19 protein-coding genes, 6 pseudogenes and 1 riboswitch are annotated in these 24226 nt (G+C 70.2%); of the genes and pseudogenes, 14 read left to right on the top strand and 11 right to left on the bottom strand.

Annotated elements, in window-relative coordinates; all coding sequences use genetic code 11:
* Positions 1 to 206: 206 nt before the first annotated feature.
* A pseudogene (locus tag ACZ5NJ_RS26185) lies at positions 207 to 338 on the bottom strand (steroid C27-monooxygenase); the annotation flags it as partial.
* A gap of 1622 nt (positions 339 to 1960) precedes the next feature.
* Here ACZ5NJ_RS26185 and ACZ5NJ_RS26180 point away from each other — a divergent pair.
* The 4 genes and pseudogenes from ACZ5NJ_RS26180 to ACZ5NJ_RS26165 all read left to right on the top strand — a co-directional run.
* Positions 1961 to 2329: an MMPL family transporter gene (locus ACZ5NJ_RS26180; RefSeq protein WP_468767684.1), complete on the top strand. Its 369-nt coding sequence runs from the start codon at positions 1961 to 1963 to the stop codon at positions 2327 to 2329.
* Between the two features lie 120 nt (positions 2330 to 2449).
* Positions 2450 to 2857, top strand: coding sequence for a hypothetical protein (locus tag ACZ5NJ_RS26175; RefSeq protein WP_468767683.1), 408 nt, complete (start codon positions 2450 to 2452; stop codon positions 2855 to 2857).
* 128 nt (positions 2858 to 2985) lie between these two features.
* The gene (locus tag ACZ5NJ_RS26170; RefSeq protein ID WP_468767682.1) at positions 2986 to 3291 is read left to right on the top strand and encodes a hypothetical protein; all 306 of its coding nucleotides are present in this window, start codon (positions 2986 to 2988) and stop codon (positions 3289 to 3291) included.
* A 339-nt stretch (positions 3292 to 3630) separates the two neighbouring features.
* A pseudogene (locus tag ACZ5NJ_RS26165) lies at positions 3631 to 4104 on the top strand (glycoside hydrolase family 15 protein); the annotation flags it as partial.
* 71 nt (positions 4105 to 4175) lie between these two features.
* Here ACZ5NJ_RS26165 and ACZ5NJ_RS26160 read toward each other — a convergent pair.
* From ACZ5NJ_RS26160 to ACZ5NJ_RS26140, 5 genes are all read right to left on the bottom strand, one after another.
* Positions 4176 to 4769, bottom strand: coding sequence for an NADPH-dependent FMN reductase (locus ACZ5NJ_RS26160; protein WP_468767680.1), 594 nt, complete (start codon positions 4767 to 4769; stop codon positions 4176 to 4178).
* Positions 4770 to 4843: 74 nt separating this feature from the next.
* Positions 4844 to 5170, bottom strand: coding sequence for a hypothetical protein (locus ACZ5NJ_RS26155; protein ID WP_468767679.1), 327 nt, complete (start codon positions 5168 to 5170; stop codon positions 4844 to 4846).
* 63 nt (positions 5171 to 5233) lie between these two features.
* Complete coding sequence (locus ACZ5NJ_RS26150; protein WP_468767678.1) at positions 5234 to 7498, bottom strand: winged helix-turn-helix domain-containing protein; 2265 nt, start codon at positions 7496 to 7498, stop codon at positions 5234 to 5236.
* Between the two features lie 218 nt (positions 7499 to 7716).
* A complete protein-coding gene (locus tag ACZ5NJ_RS26145) occupies positions 7717 to 7857 on the bottom strand; it encodes a hypothetical protein (RefSeq protein WP_468767676.1) in 141 nt (46 codons plus the stop codon).
* Between the two features lie 314 nt (positions 7858 to 8171).
* Positions 8172 to 8501, bottom strand: a complete 330-nt coding sequence (locus ACZ5NJ_RS26140; RefSeq protein ID WP_468767675.1) for an HAD hydrolase family protein — start codon at positions 8499 to 8501, stop codon at positions 8172 to 8174.
* Between the two features lie 724 nt (positions 8502 to 9225).
* Between ACZ5NJ_RS26140 and ACZ5NJ_RS26135 the strand changes: the two genes are divergently transcribed.
* Complete coding sequence (locus tag ACZ5NJ_RS26135; protein ID WP_468767673.1) at positions 9226 to 9822, top strand: hypothetical protein; 597 nt, start codon at positions 9226 to 9228, stop codon at positions 9820 to 9822.
* A gap of 43 nt (positions 9823 to 9865) precedes the next feature.
* Positions 9866 to 10540, top strand: coding sequence for a hypothetical protein (locus tag ACZ5NJ_RS26130; protein WP_468767672.1), 675 nt, complete (start codon positions 9866 to 9868; stop codon positions 10538 to 10540).
* A gap of 997 nt (positions 10541 to 11537) precedes the next feature.
* On the opposite strand, the pseudogene ACZ5NJ_RS26125 reads toward ACZ5NJ_RS26130, so the two are convergent.
* A pseudogene (locus ACZ5NJ_RS26125) lies at positions 11538 to 11956 on the bottom strand (helix-turn-helix domain-containing protein); the annotation flags it as partial.
* Positions 11957 to 12247: 291 nt separating this feature from the next.
* Here ACZ5NJ_RS26125 and ACZ5NJ_RS26120 point away from each other — a divergent pair.
* Entirely contained in the window at positions 12248 to 13459 is a 1212-nt protein-coding gene (locus tag ACZ5NJ_RS26120) for a hypothetical protein (protein WP_468767670.1), read from the top strand.
* Between the two features lie 147 nt (positions 13460 to 13606).
* Here the strand turns inward: ACZ5NJ_RS26120 and ACZ5NJ_RS26115 are convergent, their stop codons facing one another.
* Positions 13607 to 14086 (bottom strand): hypothetical protein, encoded by a 480-nt coding sequence (locus ACZ5NJ_RS26115; protein WP_468767668.1) that lies wholly within the window; start codon positions 14084 to 14086, stop codon positions 13607 to 13609.
* Between the two features lie 230 nt (positions 14087 to 14316).
* Here ACZ5NJ_RS26115 and ACZ5NJ_RS26110 point away from each other — a divergent pair, with 230 nt between their 5' ends.
* Together ACZ5NJ_RS26110 and ACZ5NJ_RS26105 are read left to right on the top strand one after the other, a co-directional pair.
* Entirely contained in the window at positions 14317 to 14817 is a 501-nt protein-coding gene (locus tag ACZ5NJ_RS26110) for a MarR family winged helix-turn-helix transcriptional regulator (protein ID WP_468767665.1), read from the top strand.
* Positions 14808 to 16063, top strand: a pseudogene (locus tag ACZ5NJ_RS26105) (MFS transporter). Before ACZ5NJ_RS26110 ends, ACZ5NJ_RS26105 begins: the two are co-directional and overlap by 10 nt.
* Positions 16064 to 16124: 61 nt before the next feature.
* Here ACZ5NJ_RS26105 and ACZ5NJ_RS26100 read toward each other — a convergent pair.
* Positions 16125 to 16574: pseudogene (locus ACZ5NJ_RS26100) on the bottom strand (aldehyde dehydrogenase family protein); the annotation flags it as partial.
* 160 nt (positions 16575 to 16734) lie between these two features.
* Positions 16735 to 16905: riboswitch (cobalamin riboswitch) on the bottom strand.
* Positions 16906 to 16964: 59 nt separating this feature from the next.
* Here ACZ5NJ_RS26100 and ACZ5NJ_RS26095 point away from each other — a divergent pair.
* Positions 16965 to 17879, top strand: a complete 915-nt coding sequence (locus tag ACZ5NJ_RS26095) for an ABC transporter substrate-binding protein (RefSeq protein WP_468767663.1) — start codon at positions 16965 to 16967, stop codon at positions 17877 to 17879.
* Between the two features lie 9 nt (positions 17880 to 17888).
* Here ACZ5NJ_RS26095 and ACZ5NJ_RS26090 read toward each other — a convergent pair whose 3' ends face one another.
* On the bottom strand, positions 17889 to 19292 hold the full coding sequence (locus ACZ5NJ_RS26090) for a short-chain fatty acyl-CoA regulator family protein (protein WP_468767661.1): 1404 nt from the start codon (positions 19290 to 19292) through the stop codon (positions 17889 to 17891).
* A 377-nt stretch (positions 19293 to 19669) separates the two neighbouring features.
* On the opposite strand from ACZ5NJ_RS26090, the gene aceA reads away from it, so the two are divergent.
* The 4 genes and pseudogenes from aceA to ACZ5NJ_RS26070 form a co-directional block, all read left to right on the top strand.
* Positions 19670 to 20959: an isocitrate lyase gene (gene aceA, locus ACZ5NJ_RS26085; protein WP_468767660.1), complete on the top strand. Its 1290-nt coding sequence runs from the start codon at positions 19670 to 19672 to the stop codon at positions 20957 to 20959.
* A gap of 114 nt (positions 20960 to 21073) precedes the next feature.
* Positions 21074 to 22666 carry a malate synthase A gene (gene aceB, locus ACZ5NJ_RS26080; protein ID WP_468767658.1) on the top strand — a complete coding sequence of 531 codons (1593 nt, stop codon included), beginning with the start codon at positions 21074 to 21076 and terminating at the stop codon, positions 22664 to 22666.
* A complete protein-coding gene (locus tag ACZ5NJ_RS26075) occupies positions 22663 to 23535 on the top strand; it encodes a 3-hydroxybutyryl-CoA dehydrogenase (RefSeq protein WP_468767656.1) in 873 nt (290 codons plus the stop codon). The genes aceB and ACZ5NJ_RS26075 overlap by 4 nt, the downstream gene beginning before the upstream one ends.
* Positions 23536 to 23588: 53 nt before the next feature.
* Positions 23589 to 23711: pseudogene (locus ACZ5NJ_RS26070) on the top strand (IS5/IS1182 family transposase); the annotation flags it as partial.
* A 14-nt stretch (positions 23712 to 23725) separates the two neighbouring features.
* Here the strand turns inward: ACZ5NJ_RS26070 and ACZ5NJ_RS26065 are convergent.
* A partial coding sequence (locus ACZ5NJ_RS26065; RefSeq protein WP_468767655.1) for a DUF8189 domain-containing protein occupies positions 23726 to 24226 on the bottom strand: 501 nt, incomplete at its 5' end.

Raw genomic sequence — 24226 nt, 5'->3', positions numbered from 1 at the left:
GGGGGGGGGGGGGGGGAGAAAAAAAAAAGGGGGGGGGGGGGGGGGGCGCCGGCCCCCCCCCCCCCCCCCCCCCCCTGCGGTGGATCGCCGCGTTCTGCCATGATCGGCGCCCGCCGGTCATACCGCCACTCGGGGAGCCGGCCGGACGGCGGACGGCAGGGGCCGGGGCGTGGGAGGTTACGGCCCCTGCCGTCCTGGGTCACGGGTCAACCGGCGTTGACCCGGAGCTCCTTGATGCCGTTGAGCCAGGCCGCGCGCAGCCGGCGCGGGCCGTCGCCGACGAGACGGAGGTCGGGCAGGGCGTCGGCCAGCGCGTTGAAGATCAGGTCGATCTCCATGCAACGCTGGCCTGTGGCGTTCACTTCACCGTGTCTCGCGGGGGCCGCGCCACCGATTTCGTGATGTGGGTGTTCTGGGGCGGCTACAGCATGCCGGGTCTGTGTCTGCTCGCGCTTGCCCTGCGAGGGTGGTTCGGCGCCATTGCCGTTCCCTCGCGGCCTGTCCCTGCCCTGGGTCTACCCACACGGATTTTGTTGGGTCTGCTGCACCGGATCGATCCGCCGGATCCGCTGCCGGACACGGCATCGACCACTGAGCCGAGCCGTCCTGTCTGAAGATCCAGGACGACCGGATCCTTGAGGTCCGCAGTTCGCGAGCGGAGCTGGCCTCGAATCTGGCCGGGTTGCCCGTGGCGGCCGTCTCCTCGACGGATGCCGCTACGGGCCGAACCCGTGACCCACTCGCCCGGACATGCAGCCTTCGGCAAGCAGCGGAAGAGTGTCCATCGGTCGGAACCAGCCGAGGGGCACTACGGTGAGTGACTCTCCTTGCCTTGGGATGGCTGGTCTGAAGCCGGGTTGCACCAGGGCGCCATCGTTCTTGAACCAGCACGAGAATCTGCGGTGCTGGTTCGGTGCTGACTTCCGCGTCTCAGCGAGGGGAAACGCGCAGGTCATAGCCCTGGCCGGATGAGTTGTCGTACCACTCGATGGTGGTCCCGACGAGACTGGCGGCGACGACTCTTCTGATGTTCCCGGGGCGGGCTGACGGTGTGGCAGAGGCGGCCATGAGTACCACTTCCGGAGGGGGACGGGGACGTTTCCGTGTCGCCACACCATAGGAATTGTCCAGGTCAACGGCACATGGTGGCCCGTCACCACACTTCCCGCCCGATGGGTGTGCTTCCCAGCCATGCCACCCGCCGAGCGCGCCTGTGAGGGGGTTCACCGGTCCCGAAATCCACCCCCGCCAAGGCCGCCTCCTTTGATGCGGTTTACCACTGCGGTGCTGACTCCCGTGCTGACTTGGTACTGACTACGCAGCGTTGAACTCCGGCATTCGGCGCGGATCGCGTCCGTGCCTCATCGCATGATCGCCATTGACGGTTGTGTCGGGGGGAGGCCTTCCGACCGTGTCGGCATGGCGCCAGCGCTCCGGCAGGGGGTCGAGAAACTACCGCGGCCGCCCCCCGGACACCGAGCGTGGCGGCGAACGTGGACCGCTACGCCCGTCGACTGTCATCCGTCGACGCCGTCGCCGGCGTCGACACCTTCACCGGGTCCTACCGCGCCGGCCACCGGATCGCCCCGCCGCGGCCGACCCACCACCGGTTCGCCGGTGAGGGCGTGCTGCTCTTGAACGTACGTCTGCCACGAGCATGCAACCACCCGCACCAGAGGCCCTGTTGACGAAGGCGCGCGTCGTACCGGCCTTCTTGCCGCGGATGATCGGGGAGACCACCGCCCGGACCGCTGATACGGGAACCGGCTCGACGTGTCCCTCTCGCCGCGCTCCTGGCAGGGGCCAGCGCGCTGCTCGTGGTCCTGTGCTTCACCGGCGGTCTGTTCGTGTCCTTCAAAACGGTCGCCCTCGCCAACCTCAGCCTGAGCGCCGGTACCGGTTGCCTGGTCCCCGTCTTCCAGGAAGGGCACGGGGGAATCGGGGGCTTCACCGTCTCCTGATGGTCTGCATCGCCCTGGGCCTGTCGGTGGACTACGAGGTGTTCCTGCTGGCCCGCGTCAAGGAGCGGTACAGGGCGACAGGAGACGGCCGAGCCTCGATCGTCCACGGCATGGCCCGCACCGGACGACTCATCAGCGCCTCGTCCGCGGTGGTGGCGGTGACGATGACCGCGCTGCCGATGTCTCGTGTCACTTCCCTGAAGCTCCTGGGTACCGGCCTGGCAGTGACCGTGGTCCTGGACGCGACGCTGGTCCGCGCGGTGCTGGTGCCGGCGGCCATGCGACTGGCCGGCCGGGAGGACCGGGGCCTCCACGGCGAGCTGCGCCGCCAGGGCGCTGGTGAAGCCGATTCGGCGCGGGATTGGTGAGGAGTGGGCTGCGGACTCCAGGAGCGGAGTCCGGCGGCTCGCCGGGTGCGGCCGAAGCATTCGGGTGAATGTACTTACGGCCCGTGTACGCATCGGCGAGGAGGCCGGGATCCTTGGCGGATGATCGCAGCGCTGCTGGGAGCCGCTCCGGCCGGCGCCCCGCCGGAGTCCTGGGACACGACGGAGAGGCGTGTGCAGACGGATCGGGACAGCCGTCGCATCCCCACGCGGACGGGGAACTCCGAGCTCGGGTGGCAGCACTTCTCCCGGCCGCACGGCATCACGAGCTGCAGGCTGATCAACGCCGCCCTCAACGGCAAGCCCGACAAACTGTCCGACCAGCAGCGCAACCTCGAATACTGGGGATCGGCCATCAAGAACGGGCGCCAGGTCGACTTCGTGGTCAAGGTCCGCTACGCCAAGACCACGGACGACGGCAGGTACGAAGCACCCGGCGCGAAGGGGAAGGTCGGAGTCATCACGGCCTACTGCCGGGGGATGCAGAAATGTCCGTCATGGGTCAACTGAGCTGTTCCGAGGACTGCCTCACCCGCGCACAGAGCGCAGTCTCCGCAGCGCTCTGGCACTACACGGACACTCCCATTGCCAGGCCGTACTACGTCCGCGGTTGTGTTCCCGAGCCGCAGGACGCGGCAGTGATCGTCGCGCTGTGGACCGGCCCGAGCGCACGGGAGAAGAGGAACCTGTTCCTCCTTGTTCCTCTCGTGTCGGGCGGACTGCCCGTTCCGCCGTGGCGCGTGGTCGCCGGGCTGATGCGGCTTGGCCGAGGTACGCACCTGTTCGGCTCGGTCGGGCGGCGCTTCGACGGCAAACCCGTCCTCGACGGTAGCGCTCTGGTGGAAGGCGGGGGCCGGTCCTGCCTGTGTGACGGTTCCCCGGCACCTGAGGGGCCGCGGGGCTTCTACTTCGAGCGCCCTGGCGAACCGAGGCACTACTCGTGAGCGTGAGGCGGGAGTGGGATCACACCCGCCCCGCGGGCGGGGGCCGTCTCGATCGGCGAAGCGCGCATGCCGCTGCGCGACTATCGACGACGTCGGAGACGTCCGCTCGGAAAAGACGTTCTTCTTGCGGAAGATCGGCTTCCGTGCAGCGACAGCCTGGGCCCGAGCGGAAGGGCCAACCCCGCTCCCGCGCAGGAGGCTGTCCGGCATGTCGGAGGGCCCCGAGGTCGCCGCCGCCCTCGCACACGTGGCGGACCGGCTCATCGAGGCGTTCGCCGACCTGGATCGCGAGACCGTCGCGGGCGCGGGACGCCCGGTCCGCCGGCACCGCCGGCTTCGAGGGGGGAGTTCTACCGGCAGATCATGAGCCAGGGCTGGTCGGCGAAGCGCGGAGCGTTCGTCCAGGGGCTGGGCAGCGACGTCCTCGACGCCTCCGTGCTGATGATGCCGATGGCCAAGTTCATCGCGCCCACCGACCCCAAGTGGCTCTCCACCCTCGACGCGCTGACGGAGGAACTGGTCTCCGACTCGCTGGTCTACCGCTACGACCCGCAGGCCAGCCCGGACGGCCTGGCCGGTTCCGAGGGCACGTTCTCGATCTGCTCCTTCTGGTACGTCGAGGCCCTCACCCGGGCCGGACGCCTGGAGGAAGCCCGGCTGGCCTTCGAGAAGATGCTCACCTACGCCAACCACCTCGGTCTCTACGCCGAGGAGATCGGCCGGAGCGGAGAACAACTCGGCAACTTCCCGCAGGCGTTCACCCACCTCGCCCTGATCAGTGCCGCCTTCAACCTGGACCGCGCCCTCGGCTGAGCACACGACGGGCATGCCACCATCGAGCGACGCAGCCGGGGCGCATCGCCGGGCTCGCGGAACTCACCGGGTCAGGCCGTGACGGCGGCCGGGGCGGTCCTGAGGGATGCGAGTGCTGCGGTCCAGGCGATGACCTGGTCGAGCATGGTGTCCAGTGCGCGGAGGTTGTAGTCGCCGGGCTTGAAGACGGTGAAGTTCTCGAACTCGGTGATGAGGGAGAGCGTGACCTGCTGGCGTACGTCGGCCATCTGGAGTTCGGCGGCGACGAGGCGCAGGTGTTCGGCGGAACGTACGCCGCCGGTGGCGCCGTAGGAGACCAGGCCGAGGGCCTTGTTGTTCCACTCGGCGTACAGGTAGTCCAGGGCGTTCTTCAGGACACCGGGAATGCCGTGGTTGTACTCGGGGGTGACGATCACGAACCCGTCGTACGCGGCGATGGTCTCGGCCCAGCTGCGGGTGTGCTTGTTCTGGTACTGGCCGAACGACGGGGGCATCGGCTCGTCGAGGTGGGGGAGGGGGTGGTCGCGCAGGTCGAGCAGTTCGAAGCGGGCGTCGGTCCGGCGCGCGGCATGGTCGAGGACCCACTTGGCTACTTGATCGCCGACGCGGTTGGGTCGGGTGCTGCCGAGGATGATGCCGATGGCGGGGGTGGTGGGCGCGGACATGGTGGGCCTGCCTTTGGTGCTCGGGGGTGGTTCTGGGGGAGTAGACCTGCTGGTGGACCGTTCGGCCGGCGTGATCACGGTGATGTCGGTGGTGGAGGAGGAGACCTCGGGGATGACCGAGGCGTCCGCGACGGGCGCGGCCCCGGTCCCGGGCTGCCGGACGGTTCCTCCTGGGGGCAGGGCGAGATCCTGTGGAAGGCGACGAGTTCGAGGCCGAGGGCCTCCAGCTGGAAGAGGACGCCGTAGAGCGCCGCGGTGTCCGGCAGCGGCCCGGTGAGCACGGTCTGGGCACCCTGCTGACCGGACACCGTCTCGTACGCGAACGCCGGGAACGCTGTCAGCAGGGTGGGACCGAGGTGGCCGTTCACCCGGATTTCGTACAGGACGGGGTCATCACCCATGCGTCCATCGTCGTCACCGGCCGGGTGAGAGGGCATCACCGGAATCCGGTGGTCCTCGGGGGGCTACTGGCGGCCGCTCGACAGGAGCCCCAATTCGCGGGCCACCCGTACGGCCGAGGATCGGTCGCCGGCGCCCAGCTTGGCGTAGATACGGCGGATGTGGGTGCTGACGGTGTTGAGGGATACGGACAGCTCGGCGGCGATCTCGGGCCGGGTGAGGTTCGTCGGCAGGTAGCGCAGTACGCGCAGTTCACTGGGGCTGAGCTCTTCGAACAGAGGGGGACGCGATCGGCCGGTGCGTGCCGTGGTACTGCCGTGGACGGCGTCGAGGACATCGGAGACCAGCGTGGCGTGCGAGGTCTTCGCCCGGGGCAGCTCCTCCAGGAGCTCCCACGCGCCGGTCATCGCGAACGGCAGGACCAGCCGGTCCGGCTCGGCCAGGTCCAGTGCCCGCTCGACGGCCGCGTACATGGCTCGCGAGTCCCCCAGGTCGTGGAAGGCGAGCGCCTCCAGGAGGTGCGCCTCGACCGAGGTGAGGCGGGAGGTGACCGGCGCGGTGCCGTCGAGGACGGTCCGGAGCTCGCCACGGGCGCCGGCCGGGTCCCGCTCGGCGAGGCGGACGACCACGGTGGCGTTACGGATCTCGCCGGCGGCGCTCTCCCGGTCGTCGAGCGAGGCCAGGGCCGTGCGGGCCCGGTCGAGGAGCCCCAGGCGGGCCTGCATGGCCACCCTCCAGCCCGTCACCTGGGGTGTCAGGCCGTGCCGGCCCACCATGTGCGCCTGGACCTGCTCGGCGGCCTCCAGCTCGGCCAGAGCCCGGTCGTACTGGCCTTGCGCGGCAGGAAGCATCGCGGAGACCAGACGCACCAGCAGCCGGACGCCCGGTTCCCCCTCGGACGCGGTGGCGGCGCGCGCCCGATCCAGCCACGCCTTCCCGCGATTGAAGTCACCCGCGCAGATCAGGGCTGCGGCGAGCGTGGCCTGCGCGGGAGCGATCACCGGCTCGGCGTCCCAGCCGTACCGGGCGGCCAGGGCCACGGCCTCCTCACAGCGTTCACGAACCAGCTCGAAGGAACGGAGCCCCGAGGCGAATCCCAGATGGGCGAGGCAGGCGACTTCGAGGTAGGGCCGGGAGATGCTGCGGGCGAGCGCGGCGCCCTCCAGGAGGTGGCGTTCGCTGTCGGCCGGCCGCATTGACCACGCCTCGGCCACGCCCAGGTTCAGCAGCGCGAGTGCCCGCAGATCGCCGGCGAGCGCGACCTCCGCGTGGGATCGGCCGACAGCCGGCGACGGCAGCGTTTCCGTCAGTTCGAAAACGGCGTCGAAGTGTCCGCGGAGCCGGGCCAGCAGCAGATCCAGGGACGCGACGGCCGTGCGCAGCAGGGACCGCCGCTCGGGCGCTGCTGCGGCGTAGGACCGGGCGATCTCCAGATGGGCCCCGGCCTCTTCGAGGTGGCCCCGGTCCAGGTCGGCGACCGCGTACACCAGGGCCAGTTCCGGGAACTCCGCGCCGGCTCCGCTGGGGAAGGAGCGCAGCAACGCCACCACCGTTCCCGCCTGACCGTCCAGGGTGAGGCTGACGGCGTGATCGGCGAGCAGGCGGGCCGCCTCGGACCACTCGCCCGCGGCCTGCAGGTGCCTGACGGCGTCGGCGGCATGGGCGTGCTCGGCGAACCAGTGCCCGGCCATCCGGTGCAGGTCCGCCACGTCCTCGGGTGCGGTGCGGCGCAGTTCCAGCCGGAGCAGATCGCCGAACAGGCGGTGGTAGCGGAACCAGGTGCGTCCGGGATCGAGCGATACCACGAAGGCGTTGGCGTCCTCCAGGTCCAGCAGGATCCGCTCCGACCCGGTGGCGCCGGTGAGGAGGTCGGCCAGTTCTCCGTTCACGCGGTCCAGCAGGGAGGTGCGCAGGAGCAGCCGCTGTACCCCCGCCGGCTGCCGCTCCAGCATCTCGGCCATCAGGTACTCGGCGACCGTGCGTTCACTGCCGGAGAACTGCACGACGAACCGCTCGGGGTCCGGGTGCCCGGCGAGTGAAAGGACCGCGAGCCGCAACCTGGCCGCCCAGCCCTCGGCCCGCTGGTGCAGCGTGTCGGCCAGCCGGTCGGGCAACGCGATACCGGCGGCGGTCAACAGTGCGCGGGTCTCCTCCTCCGTGAAACGCAGCTGCGCGGCACGGATCTCCGACAGCTCACCGGCCAGCCGCAGCTTGTGCAGGCGCAGCGGCAGGTCGCGGCGGGTGGCCACGATCGCGTGAACGCCCGGCGGGAGGCTCGTCAGAAGGTCCGCGAGCTGCTCGATCGCCGCGACGGAGGTCAGCTCGTGCACGTCGTCGATGACGAGGAAGAAGGGATCGCGCGAGGTCGCGAGCTCGGACCGTACCTTCCCTGCGTGGCGATCACGTGCACGAGGAGGCGCTGCGCCATGCGCTGGCCCTCCAGCAGGCCGGCGCGCCGGAGCGGTCCCGAAGTGGGTGGCGATCGACCGGAGCGAAAGGGAGGGCCCCTGACCACGCGGCCCAACCTGACAGGGGCCGGCCGCGCGGGTCAGGCCACGGGCACGGTCGCCGCCAGGCGGGAGATCTCGGCGGCGACGGCTTCCGCGTCCGCGGAGACCGTCACGTGTGCGACCCCGTCCAGGCCCGGGTGGGTTCCGACGCGCACCGCGTGCCTCGCGTTGCGCAGCATGTCCAGGTCGTTGATGTCGTTGCCGAAGGCGTTGTACTCGTCGATCCCCAGGTCGGTCGCTGATCGCCTCGTCGAGGTGGTGGTTGACGGTCATCCCGAGTGAGCGTCCGGCGTCGGCGAGGGCCGGCATGTCCGTCGCGCCGACGACGAGGAACTTGACCACTTCGGACAGCTCGGCAAGTTGGACCTTCCCGGCGAGGCCGGCCTGGTCGACGCGGCCGAGTATGGGGTGATCGGCCGGTCCGGTGTAGGCGTAGTCCCACGGGCCGTCGGCGAGAAAGCCGGCTCGGTACCGTTCGGCCTCCACCAGCAGTTCACCGAGCACGCCGGTGTCGAACACGGCCCGCGCGCGGACCTGGCCGCCGACGGAGACGAGGCTGCCGTTCCCCCGCGATCAGCGTCGCGGAGGGGAAAGCCCCGCCGAGGACGGGCAGGAGGTCGCGCACCGGGCGGGCAGATGCGAAGACCAGGTGGTGTCCGGCCCGTTCGAGGCCATCAATGGCCTCGACTATGCGGCGGTCGATGGACCGCCCGTCGAAGCAGAGGGTGCCGTCGACGTCGAAAACCGTGGTACGGGTGGTGGAAATGATCACCGGGGAGGATGTCTGCGCGCCGTCGTCCCCGACCGACCGCTCACGCGACATGGCCGTGGCCGACGTTTGCCGCAGCGGCGAAGTGGTGGCTGCCGCCGGCCCGGCCCGCGGGCCGCCGCCCTGGCCCTGGCATTCCTACCCTTCGCCTCGCCCTCCCCGCCACCACGCACGCGGCGCCAGCCGCCCAGCTGGCCGCCCCCATGACGCTCACGAACTCGCACAACGGTCGGTCTCGGCCGTCTTGCACGCGGAACTCGACGGCACCGCGCCCATCACCGCGCAACGACGCTGCCGCCCCGACACGGGCCGGCTGTGTCCCTCGGTGATCATGCTGTGGAAGGTCACAGTCGAAGTGAAGTGACGACGAAGGTTCGGCAGGCACGTACCGCAGCCGGGCTGGACCCTCGTTGACAGGCACTGAAGAAGATCATCACCATCGCTGCCATCGCCCTCGCCGCCCTGGCCTACGCGGACACCGGCTCCGAGTTCGACGGCGCGATCAACGCCGCGAACGATTGGATCCTCACGACCGCTGCGGTGTGCCTCCAGGAGGTCGCCGTAGTCCCCGTCCTCGGCGACTGGGTCGGAGACCACCAGGACAACTGCGCCCACGGCAACGTCATCGACCACTCTCAGTAACGTGGCGATTCACCCACCGGGCCCCCTCGACGAGAGGCCCTTCTCCACGTCTGCCAACACGACAGCGCAGCCGTATGGGTGAGGCGAGTACCAGAATCCTCCGGTGACGACCATCCGGGCGGGTACAACCTGTGGTGTGCTTGAGAACCTGATGCGGCGTGGTCTGCCCGTGCTTATGACGACATGTCTGTCCGTTCTGCCTGTCATGCCGGGCACGGTGTGGGCTGCCGGACGCGATGCCTCGGATGAGCTGTACATCTATTCCAACGAGGAGTACGTCAAACGTTTCGGTGAGCAGTCTGCTCAGGCGGCCGGCGTCCCGATGCTCTCCGACCCTCTGGCGTCGGCAGTTGGGGCAGTGCTCGACCCACAGCAGCCCTGGCACAAGGTCAACTGGTCCGTGCGTGACTGGGACGGCCACGACATCCCGACCCGCCACGGCACGGCCGCTTTCGGTTGGCAGCATGCCTCGTCCAAGCACAACATGCGCAGTGAGAAGGCGATCGACGCCCCCTGCCACGGGAGGGCCGACAAGGTTTCCGGCACGCGGGCGGAGTACTGGGGCGTCATCGCCACCGACAGTGGCCAGGTACGCATGAACACGGTCAGCGTCGCCGAGCGCGGCGATCGGGGGCCCGGAGGCGAGAGGACCCCTGACGGACGCCCGCTCGGCACCATGACCGCGTACTGCGTGGGCCAGACCCTCTGCCCCGACTGGGTCAACGACCTGTGACCCCCAGCACCGGCGGCTGGACGAGGACGGGGAGAGCACGCCCATGGACGACCACTTCACCGAAGCCCTTCTGGTACTGCGCCGGTTCATCGGTGTGCCCCTCCCGGCCACCGACTGGCGCATCCATGCGTTGACGAGGCCAGACGGGGAACGCATTCGCGTCCGTCTCGCCGACACCGCCGGACAGAACGTCCTCGTGGACCTGCCGACCAGCTACGGCCGGGAGCGCGGCAGCTGGTGGTACGTCGGCGCTCTGCGCCATACGGCCGGCGGTCTGGCCGCGGGTACGGTTTCCATGGCCGTCGAGCGGCAGGGGACTCCGTACGTCGACGTGGCCGAGCTGGCCGGCTCGGTCGTTCCCGAGGCAGCCGAGGTCACCCTGGACGACGGCATTGACTACCTCATCGCCGACCTCGTCGGCGACCCCCTCTGGCACGGCGCGACGCCCTCCGCGGCTCCCGAGCTCTACGTCCTGACGGGCTTCGACCACCACCGCCCCGGCGTCGTCCGTGTCTACCTCGACCATGAGGGCCGCACCATCGGCGTCGATCTACCCCTGTCCGATGACGGAACTCTGCGACCGGTCCAGTGGTGGGCCTCGGCCAAGCTCATTGCCCTCCTGCACCCGGAGGAACCCACGACCCTGGCCGCTCACCAGGTCCACGACGCCCACGACCTCCTCTGCGAGGCCGTCTACGACCTGACCGACTGGGCCTGACCCCTATACGGTCCGCCGAGTGACTACGCCAGTGACCGTTTCGCCGGCCCGCAGGCCATCACGAGGTTCGGGCGGGATCCCGTGCTGGTTCCGTGCTGGTTTTGCGGGCGTCAGCTGCAAGAACTAGCAGGTCATAGCCGTGGTCGGATGAGTTGTCATACCACTCGATGGTGCTCCCGACGAGACTCGCCACGACGACTCTCTTGATGCTCCCGGGGTGGGCTGACGGCGTGGCAGAGAGGGCCATGAGTACCACTTCCGGAGGGGGACGGGGACGTTTCCGTGGCGCCACACCATAGGAACGCCCAGGTCAACGGCACATGGTGCCCACAACCACACTTCCCGCCCTGCGGGTGTGCGTCTCAGCCATGCGGCAGGACGAGCGAGCCTCGGAGGCCCTTCGCGGGCCGCGATCCAACCCCCGTCGAGAAGGCCGCCTTTGATGCAACGTGGCACCACGGTGCTGACTCCCGTGCTGACTTGGTGCTGACTACGAAGCGTTGACCTCCGACATTCGGCGCGGCTCGGTCCGCAGCCTTGTTGCTTGAGGGTGCCACGAGGTGCGCCTGGACTGTGATTCCATCGTGCTGGCAGATGTGTCTTTGCAGAGCGCTGACGAAGATGGGCAGTGGGCCGCGTGTCTGCCCCGGCCATCTCCGACTCGCGGGGGTAATCGGGGGAGTGGGGGTCTTGCCCGAGCGGCCTGGGGGGCCGAAGGCGAGCAGGTCGACGGAACTACCGGTGAATGGGTCCCCATTCGGTGAGGTAAAGAGCTGCGAAGGCCCTCCGATTCTGGCCCCGGAACTCCCCCCGGCCCACCTGAAGCCCAGGAGAAGAGTGCGTTGACCTGGTTGTTTGTGTGGGGCGAGGGTCGGGTGCGGTGCTCGCTCCCGACCCTCCGGTGTTGACTTCGCAGGGAAGGTCGCCGGAGACGGTGCGCGAGCCTCCACCCGACGGTCGAGTCCCACGTGTTGCAGGCTGTCACCACGTGTGGTCCCGCGCGATCGTCGCGTTCAAGTGCTCTGCGGGTGGGTGCTTGCCAGGACCAGCCGTGGCGTTTCAGCAGCCGCCACACCGTCGTCGGCGACAGGCTCCCCGGCAGCCGCCGGCAGATCACCGTCTGGACCCGGGCCCGGGGGTCCAGCGTTCGTCTTCGAAGCCGTGCGTTGAGGGGCCCTTGCCGAGTTCCTCCTCAACTACGGCGAACTGGGCGTCGGTGACATTCGGGGCGTTCGCCGGACCTGCCGAGCGCAAGCCCTCCGTGCCGCCTTCGCGCCCGGCACGACGCCGGCGTTCCACTGAGCGGACGCTGACTCGTAGCTCTTTCGCGATGACCGCAGTCTTCTCGCCCGCCGCGAACCGCATCCCGGCATGCAGCCGGATCCCCTGACGAAACGCCCGGCGTTCAGCAGTCAGGCCCCCACTCTCTGGCTACCTCGCCTCACCGGCATACCGCAGGGATCATGAACCGTCACCACCCGACGGCAACCCGAAAACCTCAGTAGCCGCTGCACACCCGCGCCCACGCCCCGCGCCCCTCGTGCCCGCTCAACGGGCGGGCGGGGCAAACCGGTTCCTCGGGGCGGGCCGGGCTCGCATACTGGGTCCGTGATTGCCTACGTCAAGCACCTTCCCGCCGGGACGGCTCCGGCAAGTGATGTGCGTACGTGGGGCGTTGCGGGGGCCGACCGCTGGCGTAAGGCTCGCGTGTCTCTCATCTTCGCTCCAGCTGCGGGGAGTTGGCTCCTCGGTGTCCTGGTGATCGTCTCGTTCGTGCTGGGCTTGCGCGACGAGGGGGCGGTCCAGCCGGCCGGTACGGTGTGGCGGGACTATCCCGCGATGGTCCTCCTGGCGGCGCTGCCCTTCTGGTACCGCTTTCTGCCGGCCGCGGCCGCGGTGGCCGCCGCCTTGCTCGTGGTGGAGTCGGCGGTCGGGTGGGACGGGCCGGCCGCCGTGCCGGTGCTCCTGCTCTCCCTGTGGGCGCTGGCCGGGGCGCTGCTGCGCCTGTGGGCCCGTCGTCGGCAGGAGCGGCTGATCTTGGCCGCCGTCGGCCCGGCCCGCTACCCGCTGCCGGAACGGCTTCCGTCCGGACACGACCGGCGCGGCAATGCCCGGATCGTGTGCGGGGCCTTGACCTGCTTCGCCGCCGTCGCCATCCTCGCGGACGGTCTCGTCGGGGACCTCGGTGCCCCCGCGGGCATCCCCTACGACGCGGTCGGCCAGCAGCACGTCGCCCTGGTCCTGTTCGTGCTCGGCACGACCGTCATGGGCGCGGGATGGACCGCCGACCTGGCCGTGCGCCGGCTGTACGCCGACGACCAGCCCGCGCTGGTCGTCGGCGTGCGGATCTCCCCGTCCGGTCACTTCTGGCTGCTGCCCGACGCCGACGAGACGACGGCCCGGCCCCTGATCGGCTTCCGCGTGGGCCGCCAGGACGCCAACGCCGGGATGCGTCTGCTGGCCAAGGGCCCCGCGGCCCTGCCCCAGAGCGGGCTGCACGACATCGACGCCCGCGCCGAGCCCTTCGAAGCGGTGCTCTACGGAGTGCCCCGCGAAGGCACCGAGGTGATCCTGGAGTACGTCGTGGACAACGGGTTCGGCACCTCCCCGTCCTCCCGGGTCGTGGCCGTCACGCTGCTGCCCCGCCGTTGGCACCGGCTCGGCGCCTGGACCCCGGCCGGAGTCTCCTACCGGGAGAGCACCAGGGGCTGGTGGGAGCGCGAGGGGACGCACCGGCGGGAGCGGGAGGCGGTGCGCAAGCGGAGCACCCGCACCAGCAAGCGGACGAAGGCCACGGCCACAGGCGCCGCCGGCACGACCGCCGCCGGCGGCCCCGGCTGCGGCGGTGGCGGTGGCGGTGGCGGCTGCGGTGGCGGCTGCGGTGCAGGCTGTGGCGGAGGCTGCGGAGGCTGCGGCTGACCGTAGCCCCGGCTGACCGCAGCCCCTCCGGCGGGTGGCGGGTATGGCGGCCTGGTGGTGACAGGTCGATGCTGTGGCCGCGGACGCCGTCGTGGGCGGCGCGCCAGCAGGCGTCCCTTGCGGCCCGCCACGGGGAGGGAGCACGCCCTAAAGGGGCACTGGTGCTCCGAATTCGCCCCGCGCCACCAGGTCGATGAACGCTCCGACCCTTCCGATCAGCCGCCGGATCCAGGGTGATCCGTACCGGTCCCCGCGGTAGTAGACCTCGAAGATCAACTCTTGGTCGGATTCCAGGGACTGGATCCGTATCCCGCCGCGTGGAACGGAGATGGATGGATTCGGCAGGCTGAAGGGAGAGATCGACAGCATCGTCGAATTTTCGTACACACCGTTTTTGCGGACGAGGAGCCCGGTCGTGCATACGGCTTGGAGCACCACGCGCAGTTGGTGTGGGGGGATGGACACGTGTTCGCGAATCTGGTCGAACGTTGTCGAACGGCGAGCGGACAGACGGCTGAATATGCCCAACTCCACCGCGGTCGGTGGTGACCCGTTGAACAGGGCAGGTGCGTTGACGAGAAAGTGGAACCGCTCGACTAAGGAATCATCGCTTGGGGAGCCGTTCATCAAATCTATTCCATTTCCCGGGGTGTGTCGGAGCGGTCGGAAGACGGCTGGACACTCGAAAGGGTGCAGGCGCTGGCGGTGAAGGTCGCGGCCGACTGGACGGAGGGGGGCGGTGGCGGCCTCGCCGTGATGCGATCGGCGCAGGTCGGCCTCCCACCGGGGTGGCGCGGGTGGGGCTGGAGTCCGCGAGAACCGACAGGGCTTATATAAGTGCTCTTACGATGCATGTCGTGGCCGACACCCCTGCGCCCGACCCGACGCGGCAAAGCCTCTGGAGGCCCCTGCGTCTGCTGCAGACGTCCATGGACGCCGACATCGCCCGGATCTACTCCGAGCAGCGGATCGAAGGGCTCAAGCCCAGTTTCGTCATGCAGTTGCTCCGACTGCATTTCTCCGGGCCCATGACCATCGCGGAACTCGCCGAGTCCGTGCAGCTCACGCACTCGGCACTCAGCCAGAAGATCGCCGCGATGCGCACGGCCGGCTGGTTCCGGACCGTCGTGGGGGACGACGCGCGCACCAGGAAGGTGGAGCTCACAGACAAGGCCCGTCGTATCGTCGACCGCCTGGTGGCGGAATGGCGGGCCACCGAGGTCGCCCTGGCCGAGCTGGAGGCCGAGATTCCCACCCCGCTCTCCCAGGTCGTGACCGAGATCGAGCGGGCCCTGGAGCGCAAGAGCTTCCACGACCGGATTGCCGAGAAGCTCAAGGAGGATCCGGCGTGGGGCTGACGGGCGCACTGATCGACGTGGCTCCGTTACGGTCGTCCCCACCGTTCCGACGGTTGTGGATCGGCCAGACCTTCTCCGGTATCGGCAGTCAGATGACGGTCGTCGCCGTCATGTTCCAGGTCTGGCAGATGACGAAGAGCCCCGCCTGGACCGGTGCCGTCGGGCTGTCCCAGGCGGTTCCGCTCGTCGTGCTCGGTCTGTTCGCAGGATCCCTCGTCGACCGGGTGGACCGGCGCAAGTTCTATCTGGTCACGACCGGCGGACAAGCCGTGTGTTCGCTCCTCCTCGCGCTCCAGGGCTTCCTTGGACACGTTCCCGTCGCCGGAGTCCTCGGGCTGGTCGCACTCCAGTCGTGTTTCGTCGCGGGCGCCGGGCCCGCCTCGCGCACCTTCATCCCGCAGCTCCTTCCCCCACACCAGCTGGCGGCTGGGCTGGCGCTGAAGCGCATCTCTTTCCAGGGTGCCATGCTGATCGGCCCCGCCCTCGGCGGACTGATCGTCGGAGAGCTGGGAGTCGGCGCCTGCTACCTGATCGACGCCCTGACCTTCGTCGCCGCGTTCTACGGGGCATTCGGCCTGCCACGGATGACCCCAGGTGACGAGCCCGCCCGGCCCGGCTTGCGTGGGGTTGCGGACGGTCTGGCCTTCCTGGGCCGCACCCCGGTCATTCGCGGGGCCCTGCTCACCGACTTGGCCACGACCGTGCTGTCGATGCCCATCAGCTGTTCCCTCTGATCAACGCGGAACGGTTCGGAGGTAACCCGCGCACGCTCGGACTGTTCCTCACGGCGATCGCCGTCGGCGGCGTAGCGGCATCCGTCTTCTCCGGGACCTTCACCCGGTTCCCCCGGCCGGGCCTCGTGATGCTCGCCGGTTCCGCGACCTGGGGAACGGCGCTGGCGCTCTTCGGCACCGCGACGAACCGCTGGGGCGGGCTGGCCTTCCTCGTCCTGGCCGGCGCCGCCGACACGGTCTCGGTGGTCTCGCGGAGCACCGTCGTCCAGATGCACACGCCCCGGGAACTGCTCGGCCGCGTCAGCGCGACCGAACAGATCGTGGGACAGGCCGGGCCCGACATCGGCAACATGCGCGGCGGCCTCGTGGCAGACGCCGCCTCGGGGACAGTGGCCCTCGTCAGCGGCGGCCTCCTCTGCCTCGGAGCCGTGGCCCTGGTGGGCGTCACGACGGCGGACCTGCGCAGCGCGTCCACGTCCTCCCCCGTCCCCAAGACCGTGGCGGGCCCCTGACCCCGAGGCGTGGCGACCTGCGAGGGTCCCTTGATTTCCCCGCCGTCGTCTGCGCGGCCTTCGCCGGATCGTGCTCGGAGGGCTGGAGGATGAACGCGTTCCCGCACGCCAGCGCGGGCGCGGCCTGCCACAGCGGGATCATCGCGGGGAAGTTGAACGGCGCGATGCCGGCGACCACGCCGAGCGGGCTGCGCAGGGAGTGCACGTCGATGCCGGTACCGGCGTTGTCGGTGAACTCGCCCTTGAGGAGGTGCGGAATCCCGGTGGCGAACTCGGCCATCTCCAGGCCGCGTTGGAGATCGCCGTGGGCGTCGGCGACGGTCTTGCCGTGCTCGGACGACAGAAGCCTGGCCAGGCTCTCGCGTTCGCCCTCGACCAGCTGGAGGAAGCGCAGCAGGACGCGGGCGCGTCGCTGCGGGTTCCCCTGCCCCCAATCGACCTGCGCCTCCTCGGCGTTGCCGATCGCGGCCTCGGTGTCGGCCCGCCCGGCCAGCAGGTTGGATCCGGGGATGGCACGGCGGACCGGCGGACTACACCCTGATGGGGGCGTGCCGCTGCGGAAGCCGTGGGAACTACGAGCGCACGGAAGTGGTGTGCGTGCGCTCCGCCGGATCACCAGGGTCGTGGGTACAAACCGGTGCCAGGCGTGTCTGCTCCATCCTCGTGGACAAACGCGGGAACAATCCGCGGCCGGTATCCTGACTCCCGGATCCCCGCGCGCCGCCCGCCTTCCCGACCGACCTCGTCAGTGGCGTGTGGATGGCAGCACACCCCCCGGTCACAGTGGCGGGACCGTGCCGGATTCACACCGGCTTCCCTGCACCGCGGACCTTGTGCCAGGAACATATAGTTGGACGTCCTGGTAAGTCCGGACCGTCACCGGCGCGTCTACAGTCGGAGCATGCGCATCGTCTCGCTGCTCCCGGCGGCCACCGACATCGTGGCGGACCTCGGACTCGCCTCCGACCTGGTCGGACGCACCCACGAATGCGACTGGCCGCCCGCAGCGGTCGCCGCCGTACCCGTCGTGACCCGGGCCGAATTCGACGCGGACGCGCTCACCAGCCGGGAGATCTCCACAGCGGTGGGCGGCGCGGCACACAGCGGATCCTCGCTGTACACCCTGGACGCGGAGGCGCTCGCCGCGCTCGCACCGGACGTCCTGCTCACCCAGGACCTCTGCCAGGTCTGCGCGGTGTCCTACGAGGCGGTCTCCCGCGCGGTGCGCGTCATGGACGCCGGACCCCGGGTGCTGAGCCTGGAGCCGCGGACCCTGGACGACGTACTGGACTGCCTGGTCACGGTGGGCGAGCTGCTGGGGGCGGGGGAGGTGGCGGAGCGGCGGCGTACGGAGTTGCGTGGTCGCCTGGCCGAGGTCCGGCGCCGCACGGCGGGGCGGGCGCGGCCCCGGGTGGTGGCCATCGAGTGGCTCGATCCGCTGTGGCCCGCCGGCCACTGGGTGCCGGAGCAGGTCGCCGCGGCCGGTGGGGAAGCGCTGCTGGCCGAGCCCGGTGAGCACACCGAGCCGATGACGTGGGAGGCGGTGCGTGAGGCACGCCCGGACGTGATCCTCGTACTGCCGTGCGGCTTCCCGCCCGAACGCACCATGACGGAGATCGACCTGCTCACCTCGCTGCCAGGCTGGCACGAACTGCCCGCGGTGGCGGCCGGTGAGGTGTGGGTCCTGGACGGACCTGCGTACTTCAACCGGCCGGGCCCCCGCGTGGTCCGCGGCGCCGAGGTGCTCGCTCACGTGCTGCATGGCGTACGGGTGGGGGACCCGGTGACCGAGGCGGAAGCACGCCGGCTGGGGTGAGGCAGAGCCTCACGGCCGGTCCCGGGTGACGGGGTAGGGGATGAACGTGCTGCTGTTCTCGTCGACGGTCAGGGTCCGGCCGAGCGGCGGGACCGCCCGCTGGGGGCAGTCGAGGCGTTCGCAGAGCCGGCACCCCATACCGATGGGTGTGGCGGCTGAGGCGTTGTCGAGGTCGAGGCCGTCGGAGTAGACGAGCCGCGATGCGTGGCGGATCTCGCAGCCGAGGCCGATCGCGAAGGTCTTGCCGGGTTCGCCCCAGCCGCCGCGGTGCCGAGTGACGGCCCGGGCGGTCCACAGGTAACGCTGGCCGTCGGGCATGGCGGCGACCTGGACGTGGATCCGGCTGGGCGCGGCGAAGGCCTCGTAGACGTTCCACAGCGGGCAGGTGCCGCCCGCGCGGGAGAAGTGGAACCCGGTCGCCGACTGCCTCTTGGACATGTTCCCGGCCCGGTCGACCCGGACGAAGGAGAACGGCACCCCGCGCAGCCTGGGGCGTTGCAGGGTGCTGAGGCGGTGGCAGACGGTCTCGTAGCCGATGCCGAAGTGGTCGGTGAGGCGTTCGATGTCGTAGCGGAACTCCTCGGCGGCCGTGTGGAAGGCGCCGTACGGGAGGATCAGCGCGGCGGCGAAGTAGTTCGCGATGCCGATCCGCGCCAGGCCGTGGGCGGGGGAGCCGGACGGGAAGTCCTCGGCGGCCAGCCGGTCGAGCTCGGCTCCGTGTTCGAGGAGGGCCAGTTGGGTGGCCATGCGGAACGCCTGTTGGCCCGGGCGGAGCCGGCTGGACAGGTGCAGGACGCGGGTCGTCCCGTCGAAATGGTGGAGGCGGTCGGAGTCGGCCGAGAGGCGGATGCCGTGGCGCTCGGCGAGCCGGTTCGAGAGCACCCGGACGACCTCTCCGGGGCGGATGCCGATCTCCTGGGCGAGGGTCTCGGCGGCGAGGTCGGTGTCGTGGAGGTAGTTCTGGCGCCGGTAGAAGAACTCGCGGATTTCCTCGTGTGGTGAGCGCGGCGCGGCCGGGCCGCCGTCGCGTCCGTCCGCCGTGTCGGCCAGCCGTTCCGCCAGGAGCTGGCTGCGCCTCCCCAGATCCAGCAGCACGGAGGCGACGGCGGGCATCCGGGAGGCCAGTTCGGCCAGGTCGGAGGGGGAGACGCGGGCCTCGGCGACCTCGCTCGCCAGTGCCTCACGCAGGTCGGCGACGAGGCGGCTGGTGTCGCGCTCGGAGAAGAATCCGGGGTCCACGCCGAAGGCCTCGGTCAGCCGCAGCAGGACCGGCACGGTGAGCGGGCGCGAATCGTGTTCCATCTGGTTGAGGTAGCTGGGCGAGATACCCAGGACCTTGGCCAGCCCGGCCTGGTTCATCCGGCGCTCCTCGCGAAGCCGCCGCAGCCGGGCACCTGCGTAGATCTTGCTCACCCGTCCCCCTCCGCCCCTCGGACGGGCTCCAGAGTACGCGCGATTCTGCTGCCGCCAAGCTTTGCAAGCTTGGCAAATGGGCCGCGGAAGATTCGCAGAAGTTGGCAGACGGACGTCATTGATGGCACTGCGTGCCGCTGTCAGAGTCTGTCCTGCGGCCCGCCGACCCCGGTGGCCCGGAGGGGCAATCCGGGCCCGACTCACGCCCTGACGTCGGATATCCCGCCACCCCACCCGGCTGACCTGCAGCATTGCTCAGCTCCTCGCCAAGTGGGGCCGGCGGCCGCAACTCACGATCACGGCACATCGTGCCAACCCTCTCGTCGCAAGGGGCGGGATGTTGGCAGACCAAGCGACTCATGGAGACGGTGACGGTCATGGCAGACACCAACACGACGAAGGCGGCGTCCGAGCAGCTCAAGCAGCGGTGGGCCGACGACCCGCGCTGGGCGGGCATCGAGCGGACCTACACCGCCGAGGACGTCGTCCGGCTCTCCGGCAGCGTCCGCGAGGAGCACACCCTCGCCCGCCGCGGCGCCGAACGCCTGTGGCGTCAGCTCCACGACCTCGACTACGTCCACGCCCTCGGTGCGCTGACCGGCGGCCAGGCCGTCCAGCAGGTCCGTGCCGGCCTCCAGGCGATCTACCTGTCCGGCTGGCAGGTGGCCGCTGACGCCAACCAGGCCGGGCACACCTACCCCGACCAGTCCCTCTACCCGGTCAACTCGGTCCCGCAGGTGGTCCGTCGGATCAACAACGCGCTGCTGCGCGCCGACCAGATCGCCACCGCCGAGGGCGGCTCGGACACGACGGACTGGCTGGCGCCGATCGTCGCCGACGCGGAGGCCGGTTTCGGTGGCCCGCTGAACGCCTTCGAGCTGACCAAGGCGATGATCGCGGCCGGTGCCGCGGGCATCCACTACGAGGACCAGCTGGCCTCCGAGAAGAAGTGCGGCCACCTCGGCGGCAAGGTCCTCGTCCCCACCTCGCAGCACATCCGCACCCTGAACGCGGCCCGCCTGGCCGCCGACATCGCCGACACCCCGACCCTGATCATCGCCCGCACCGACGCCCTCGCCGCGAACCTGCTGACCAGCGACGTCGACGAGCGGGACGCGCGGTTCACGACGGGTGAGCGCACGGCGGAGGGCTTCTACCGCGTGCAGAACGGCATGGCGCCCGTCATCGCCCGCGGCCTCGCTTACGCGCCCTACGCGGACCTCATCTGGGTGGAGACCGGCACCCCGGACCTCGCCCAGGCCCGAGAGTTCGCCGAGGCGATCCACGCGCAGTACCCGGATCAGATGCTGGCCTACAACTGCTCGCCGTCCTTCAACTGGAAGGCGGCGCTGGACGACGACCAGATCGCAAAGTTCCAGCGCGAACTCGGCGCGATGGGCTACAAGTTCCAGTTCATCACCCTGGCCGGCTTCCACTCCCTCAACCACGGCATGTTCGACCTCGCCCGCGGCTACGCCGAGCACGGCATGACCGCCTACGTCGACCTCCAGGAGCGCGAATTCGCCGCGCAGCAGCACGGGTTCACCGCCGTCAAGCACCAGCGCGAGGTCGGAACCGGCTACTTCGATCTGGTCTCCACCGCCGTCAACCCCGCCTCCTCCACCACCGCCCTCGCCGGCTCCACGGAGGAGGAGCAGTTCCACTAGGGCGTCCTGCCCCCGTCGGCCCACCCAAGGCCGGAGGTCCGTGTTCCGCGGGAGCCGGACGACCGTCTCCGTCCGGCTCCCGCCCCACCCTCGTCGCCTCGTCAGGGAGATCGCATGACCATCACCGCCACCACGCACCAGGTCCGGGTCCTGGCGGCACCCGGTGACCGCCACGACGAGATCCTCACCCCGGAGGCGCTCGACTTCATCGGCCGCCTCGACAAGGCTTTCGACCACCGCCGCGCCGACATCCTCAAGGAGCGGCTCCGTCGTAAGGACCGCCTCGTCTCGGGCGCCCCGCTGGACTTCTCCATCGCCACAGCCGCCGTCCGGGCCGACCCCGACTGGCGCGTGGCCCCACCGGCCCCGGGCTTGGAGGACCGCAGGGTGGAGATCACCGGCCCGCCGGACCGCCGGATGACGGTCAACGCGCTCAACTCCGGCGCCCAGGTGTGGATGGCCGATTTCGAAGACGCCACCGCCCCCACCTGGAGCAATGTCATCGGCGGCCAGCTCAACCTGCTCGACGCGATCGAGCGCCGCATCGACTTCACCACGCCCGAGGGCAAGGAGTACCGCCTCGGCGAGGACCTGGCGACCATCGTCGTCCGGCCTCGCGGCTGGCACCTCCTCGAAGAGCACCTGGAGATCGACGGACGGCCCGTCCCCGCTTCGCTCGTGGACTTCGGCCTGTACTTCTTCCACTGCGCCCAGCGCCAGATCGACGCCGGGCACGGCCCGTACTTCTACCTCCCCAAGCTGGAGAACGCGGGCGAGGCCCGCCTGTGGAACGACGTCTTCGTCCTCGCCCAGGAACTCCTCGGGATCCCGCGCGGCACGATCCGCGCCACCGTCCTCATCGAGACGATCACCGCGGCCTTCGAGACGGAGGAGATCCTCCACGCCCTGCGCGAGCACAGTGCCGGCCTCAATGCCGGCCGCTGGGACTACCTCTTCAGCATCATCAAGACCTTCGGCCACCGCTCCGACTTCCAGCTCCCCGACCGCGCCCAGGTCACCATGACCGCACCCTTCATGCGCGCCTACACCGAACTCCTCATCCGCACCTGCCACAAGCGCGGGGCCCACGCCATCGGCGGTATGGCCGCCCACGTACCGGCCAAGGACCCCGACGCAAACGCGGCGGCCCTGGCCAAGGTCCGCCTGGACAAGGAACGCGAGGCCGAGGACGGCTTCGACGGCTCCTGGGTCGCCCACCCGGCGCTCGTCCCCGTCTGCCGCGAGGTCTTCGACGCCGTGCTCGACGGCAGGCCCCACCAGCTCGACCGGACCCGCGAGGACGTCCACGTCCGAGCTGCCGACCTGCTCTCCGTCCGCCGCATCAGCGCCCGGCCCACGGCGGAAGGGGTGCGCGCCAACGTCGCCGTCGCGCTCCGCTACTTCGAGGCCTGGCTGCGCGGCCGGGGGGCGGTCGCGCTGTACGGCCTGATGGAGGACGCGGCCACCGCCGAGATCGCCCGCGTTCAGCTGTGGCAGTGGCTGCGCCACCGAAGGATCGACCGGGACGATCTGCTCGCCGTGCTCGACGAGGAATGCAACGCGCTCACCGCAGAGCGACCGTACGCACTCGTCCCGGAGGCCAGGGCCGTACTGGAGCGGGTCGCCCTGGGGCGCGACCTGCCGGCCTTCTTCACCCCCGACACGTACAGCCGTCATCTGGTCCGCCGTGCGGAGGTGCGGTCATGAGCGCCGGTATCCGCAGGGTCGGGATCGTCGGAGGCGGGCAGATGGGCGCCGGAATCGCCGAAGTCTGCGCCCGCGCCGGACTCGACACCGTCGTCTGCGAGGCCGACGACACCGCCGCCCGGGCGGCCCGGGAACGCGTCGCCGTCTCCCTGGAGCGTGCCGTCCAGCGGGGCAAGCTCGACCGCATCTCCGCCGAGGACGCCCTCACCCGCCTCCTCTTCACCGGCAGCCTCGACGACCTCGCCGACCGCCAGCTCGTCATCGAGGCCGTCACCGAGAACGCCGAGGTGAAGACGGAGACGTTCGCAGCCCTGGACAAGATCGTCGAAGACCGCGAGGCGATCCTCGCGACGAACACCTCCTCCCTGCCCGTCATGCGCCTGGGCATGGCCACCGGGCGAGCCGACCGGGTCGTGGGCCTTCACTTCTTCAACCCGGTGCCCGTGCTGCCGCTGGTGGAGGTGGTCTCCTCGCTGCACACCTCCCGGGAGACCGTGGAGACGGTGGAGGCCTTCGCCCGTGAGGCGTTGGGCAAGACGGCGATCCGCTCGCAGGACCGGGCCGGCTTCGTCGTCAACGCCCTCCTCGTCCCCTACCTGCTGTCGGCGATCCGGATGGCCGAGTCCGGCTTCGCCACCGCGGCCGACGTCGACGCCGGCATGGAGCTCGGCTGCGCACACCCCATGGGCCCGCTGAAGCTGGCCGACCTCATCGGCCTCGACACGGTCGCCGCCATAGCGGAGTCGCTCTACGACGAGTTCAAGGAACCCCTCTACGCCCCGCCGCCGCTGCTGATGCGGATGGTGCAGGCAGGGCTGCTGGGCCGCAAGACGGGCCAGGGGTTCCACACCTACGACCGGGACTGCTGAGGGAACCGGTGCTGCCGCCGGGCTGAGAGGCCCGGCAGCGTGTGGTGGAGGGGGTCGAGCGGGCCATCAACCGGCTGAAGCAGCACCGGGCGGTGGCCACCGGCTACGACGAGCGCCGTTATGTCTGCCTCGGCACCGCGACTGCCGCAGCCCTCACCATCCGGCTCCGAACATGATCGGCGGACAAGCCCTAGTTGATCGCCGGTCCGGAATTGTTCAGCCAGGCCCAGGCCGACCAAGTGGCGAAGCCCGTCTGCCACTTGTGGTAGATACCGGCGCTGCTGGTCGCGAAGACTTCGATGCGCCCGTCGGCGTCGTTGCCCGCGGCGATCTCGGTGCCGCCGCCGCCGAAGGTCTCCCACTCCGAGTACGGCGCGTTCGGGCGGGTCTGCCAGGCGTGGCTCGCGGCGGTGGCGTTGATCGCGAACACCTCGACGCGGCCGTCGGCCGACCGCGAGTGGGTCAGCTCGGCGTTGGAGATCCCTCCCATGCCCGCCCATTCCGACCACGAGGTCGGGCTGGTCTGCCAACGGTGGAACACACCGGTGGAGTTGGAGGCGAACACCTCCAGCCTGCCGTCCTGGTTGTAGCCGGCCGTGAGGTCGTGTCCGCCGCCGCCGAAGTTCTCCCAGGCCGACCAGCCGCCGTTGGCCCCGGTCTGGTAGAGGTGCTGGAAGGTGGTGTCGGAGAG

This window comes from Streptomyces sp. NPDC032091 (genome assembly GCF_055580265.1).
The sequence above is the reverse complement of the archived record's forward strand: the minus strand, read 5'-3'. Positions and strand labels throughout refer to the sequence as shown.

What these genes read in the sequence shown, in the direction of transcription:
- ACZ5NJ_RS26180 (WP_468767684.1), top strand. Translation starts at nt 1,961, where the DNA reads ATGGTCTGCATCGCCCTGGGCCTGTCGGTGGACTACGAGGTGTTCCTG.
- ACZ5NJ_RS26175 (WP_468767683.1), top strand. Translation starts at nt 2,450, where the DNA reads ATGATCGCAGCGCTGCTGGGAGCCGCTCCGGCCGGCGCCCCGCCGGAG.
- ACZ5NJ_RS26160 (WP_468767680.1), bottom strand. Translation starts at nt 4,769, where the DNA reads ATGTCCGCGCCCACCACCCCCGCCATCGGCATCATCCTCGGCAGCACC.
- ACZ5NJ_RS26155 (WP_468767679.1), bottom strand. Translation starts at nt 5,170, where the DNA reads ATGGGTGATGACCCCGTCCTGTACGAAATCCGGGTGAACGGCCACCTC.
- ACZ5NJ_RS26145 (WP_468767676.1), bottom strand. Translation starts at nt 7,857, where the DNA reads ATGCTGCGCAACGCGAGGCACGCGGTGCGCGTCGGAACCCACCCGGGC.
- ACZ5NJ_RS26140 (WP_468767675.1), bottom strand. Translation starts at nt 8,501, where the DNA reads ATGTCGCGTGAGCGGTCGGTCGGGGACGACGGCGCGCAGACATCCTCC.
- ACZ5NJ_RS26130 (WP_468767672.1), top strand. Translation starts at nt 9,866, where the DNA reads ATGGACGACCACTTCACCGAAGCCCTTCTGGTACTGCGCCGGTTCATC.
- ACZ5NJ_RS26115 (WP_468767668.1), bottom strand. Translation starts at nt 14,086, where the DNA reads ATGAACGGCTCCCCAAGCGATGATTCCTTAGTCGAGCGGTTCCACTTT.
- ACZ5NJ_RS26095 (WP_468767663.1), top strand. Translation starts at nt 16,965, where the DNA reads ATGCGCATCGTCTCGCTGCTCCCGGCGGCCACCGACATCGTGGCGGAC.
- aceA (WP_468767660.1), top strand. Translation starts at nt 19,670, where the DNA reads ATGGCAGACACCAACACGACGAAGGCGGCGTCCGAGCAGCTCAAGCAG.
- aceB (WP_468767658.1), top strand. Translation starts at nt 21,074, where the DNA reads ATGACCATCACCGCCACCACGCACCAGGTCCGGGTCCTGGCGGCACCC.
- ACZ5NJ_RS26075 (WP_468767656.1), top strand. Translation starts at nt 22,663, where the DNA reads ATGAGCGCCGGTATCCGCAGGGTCGGGATCGTCGGAGGCGGGCAGATG.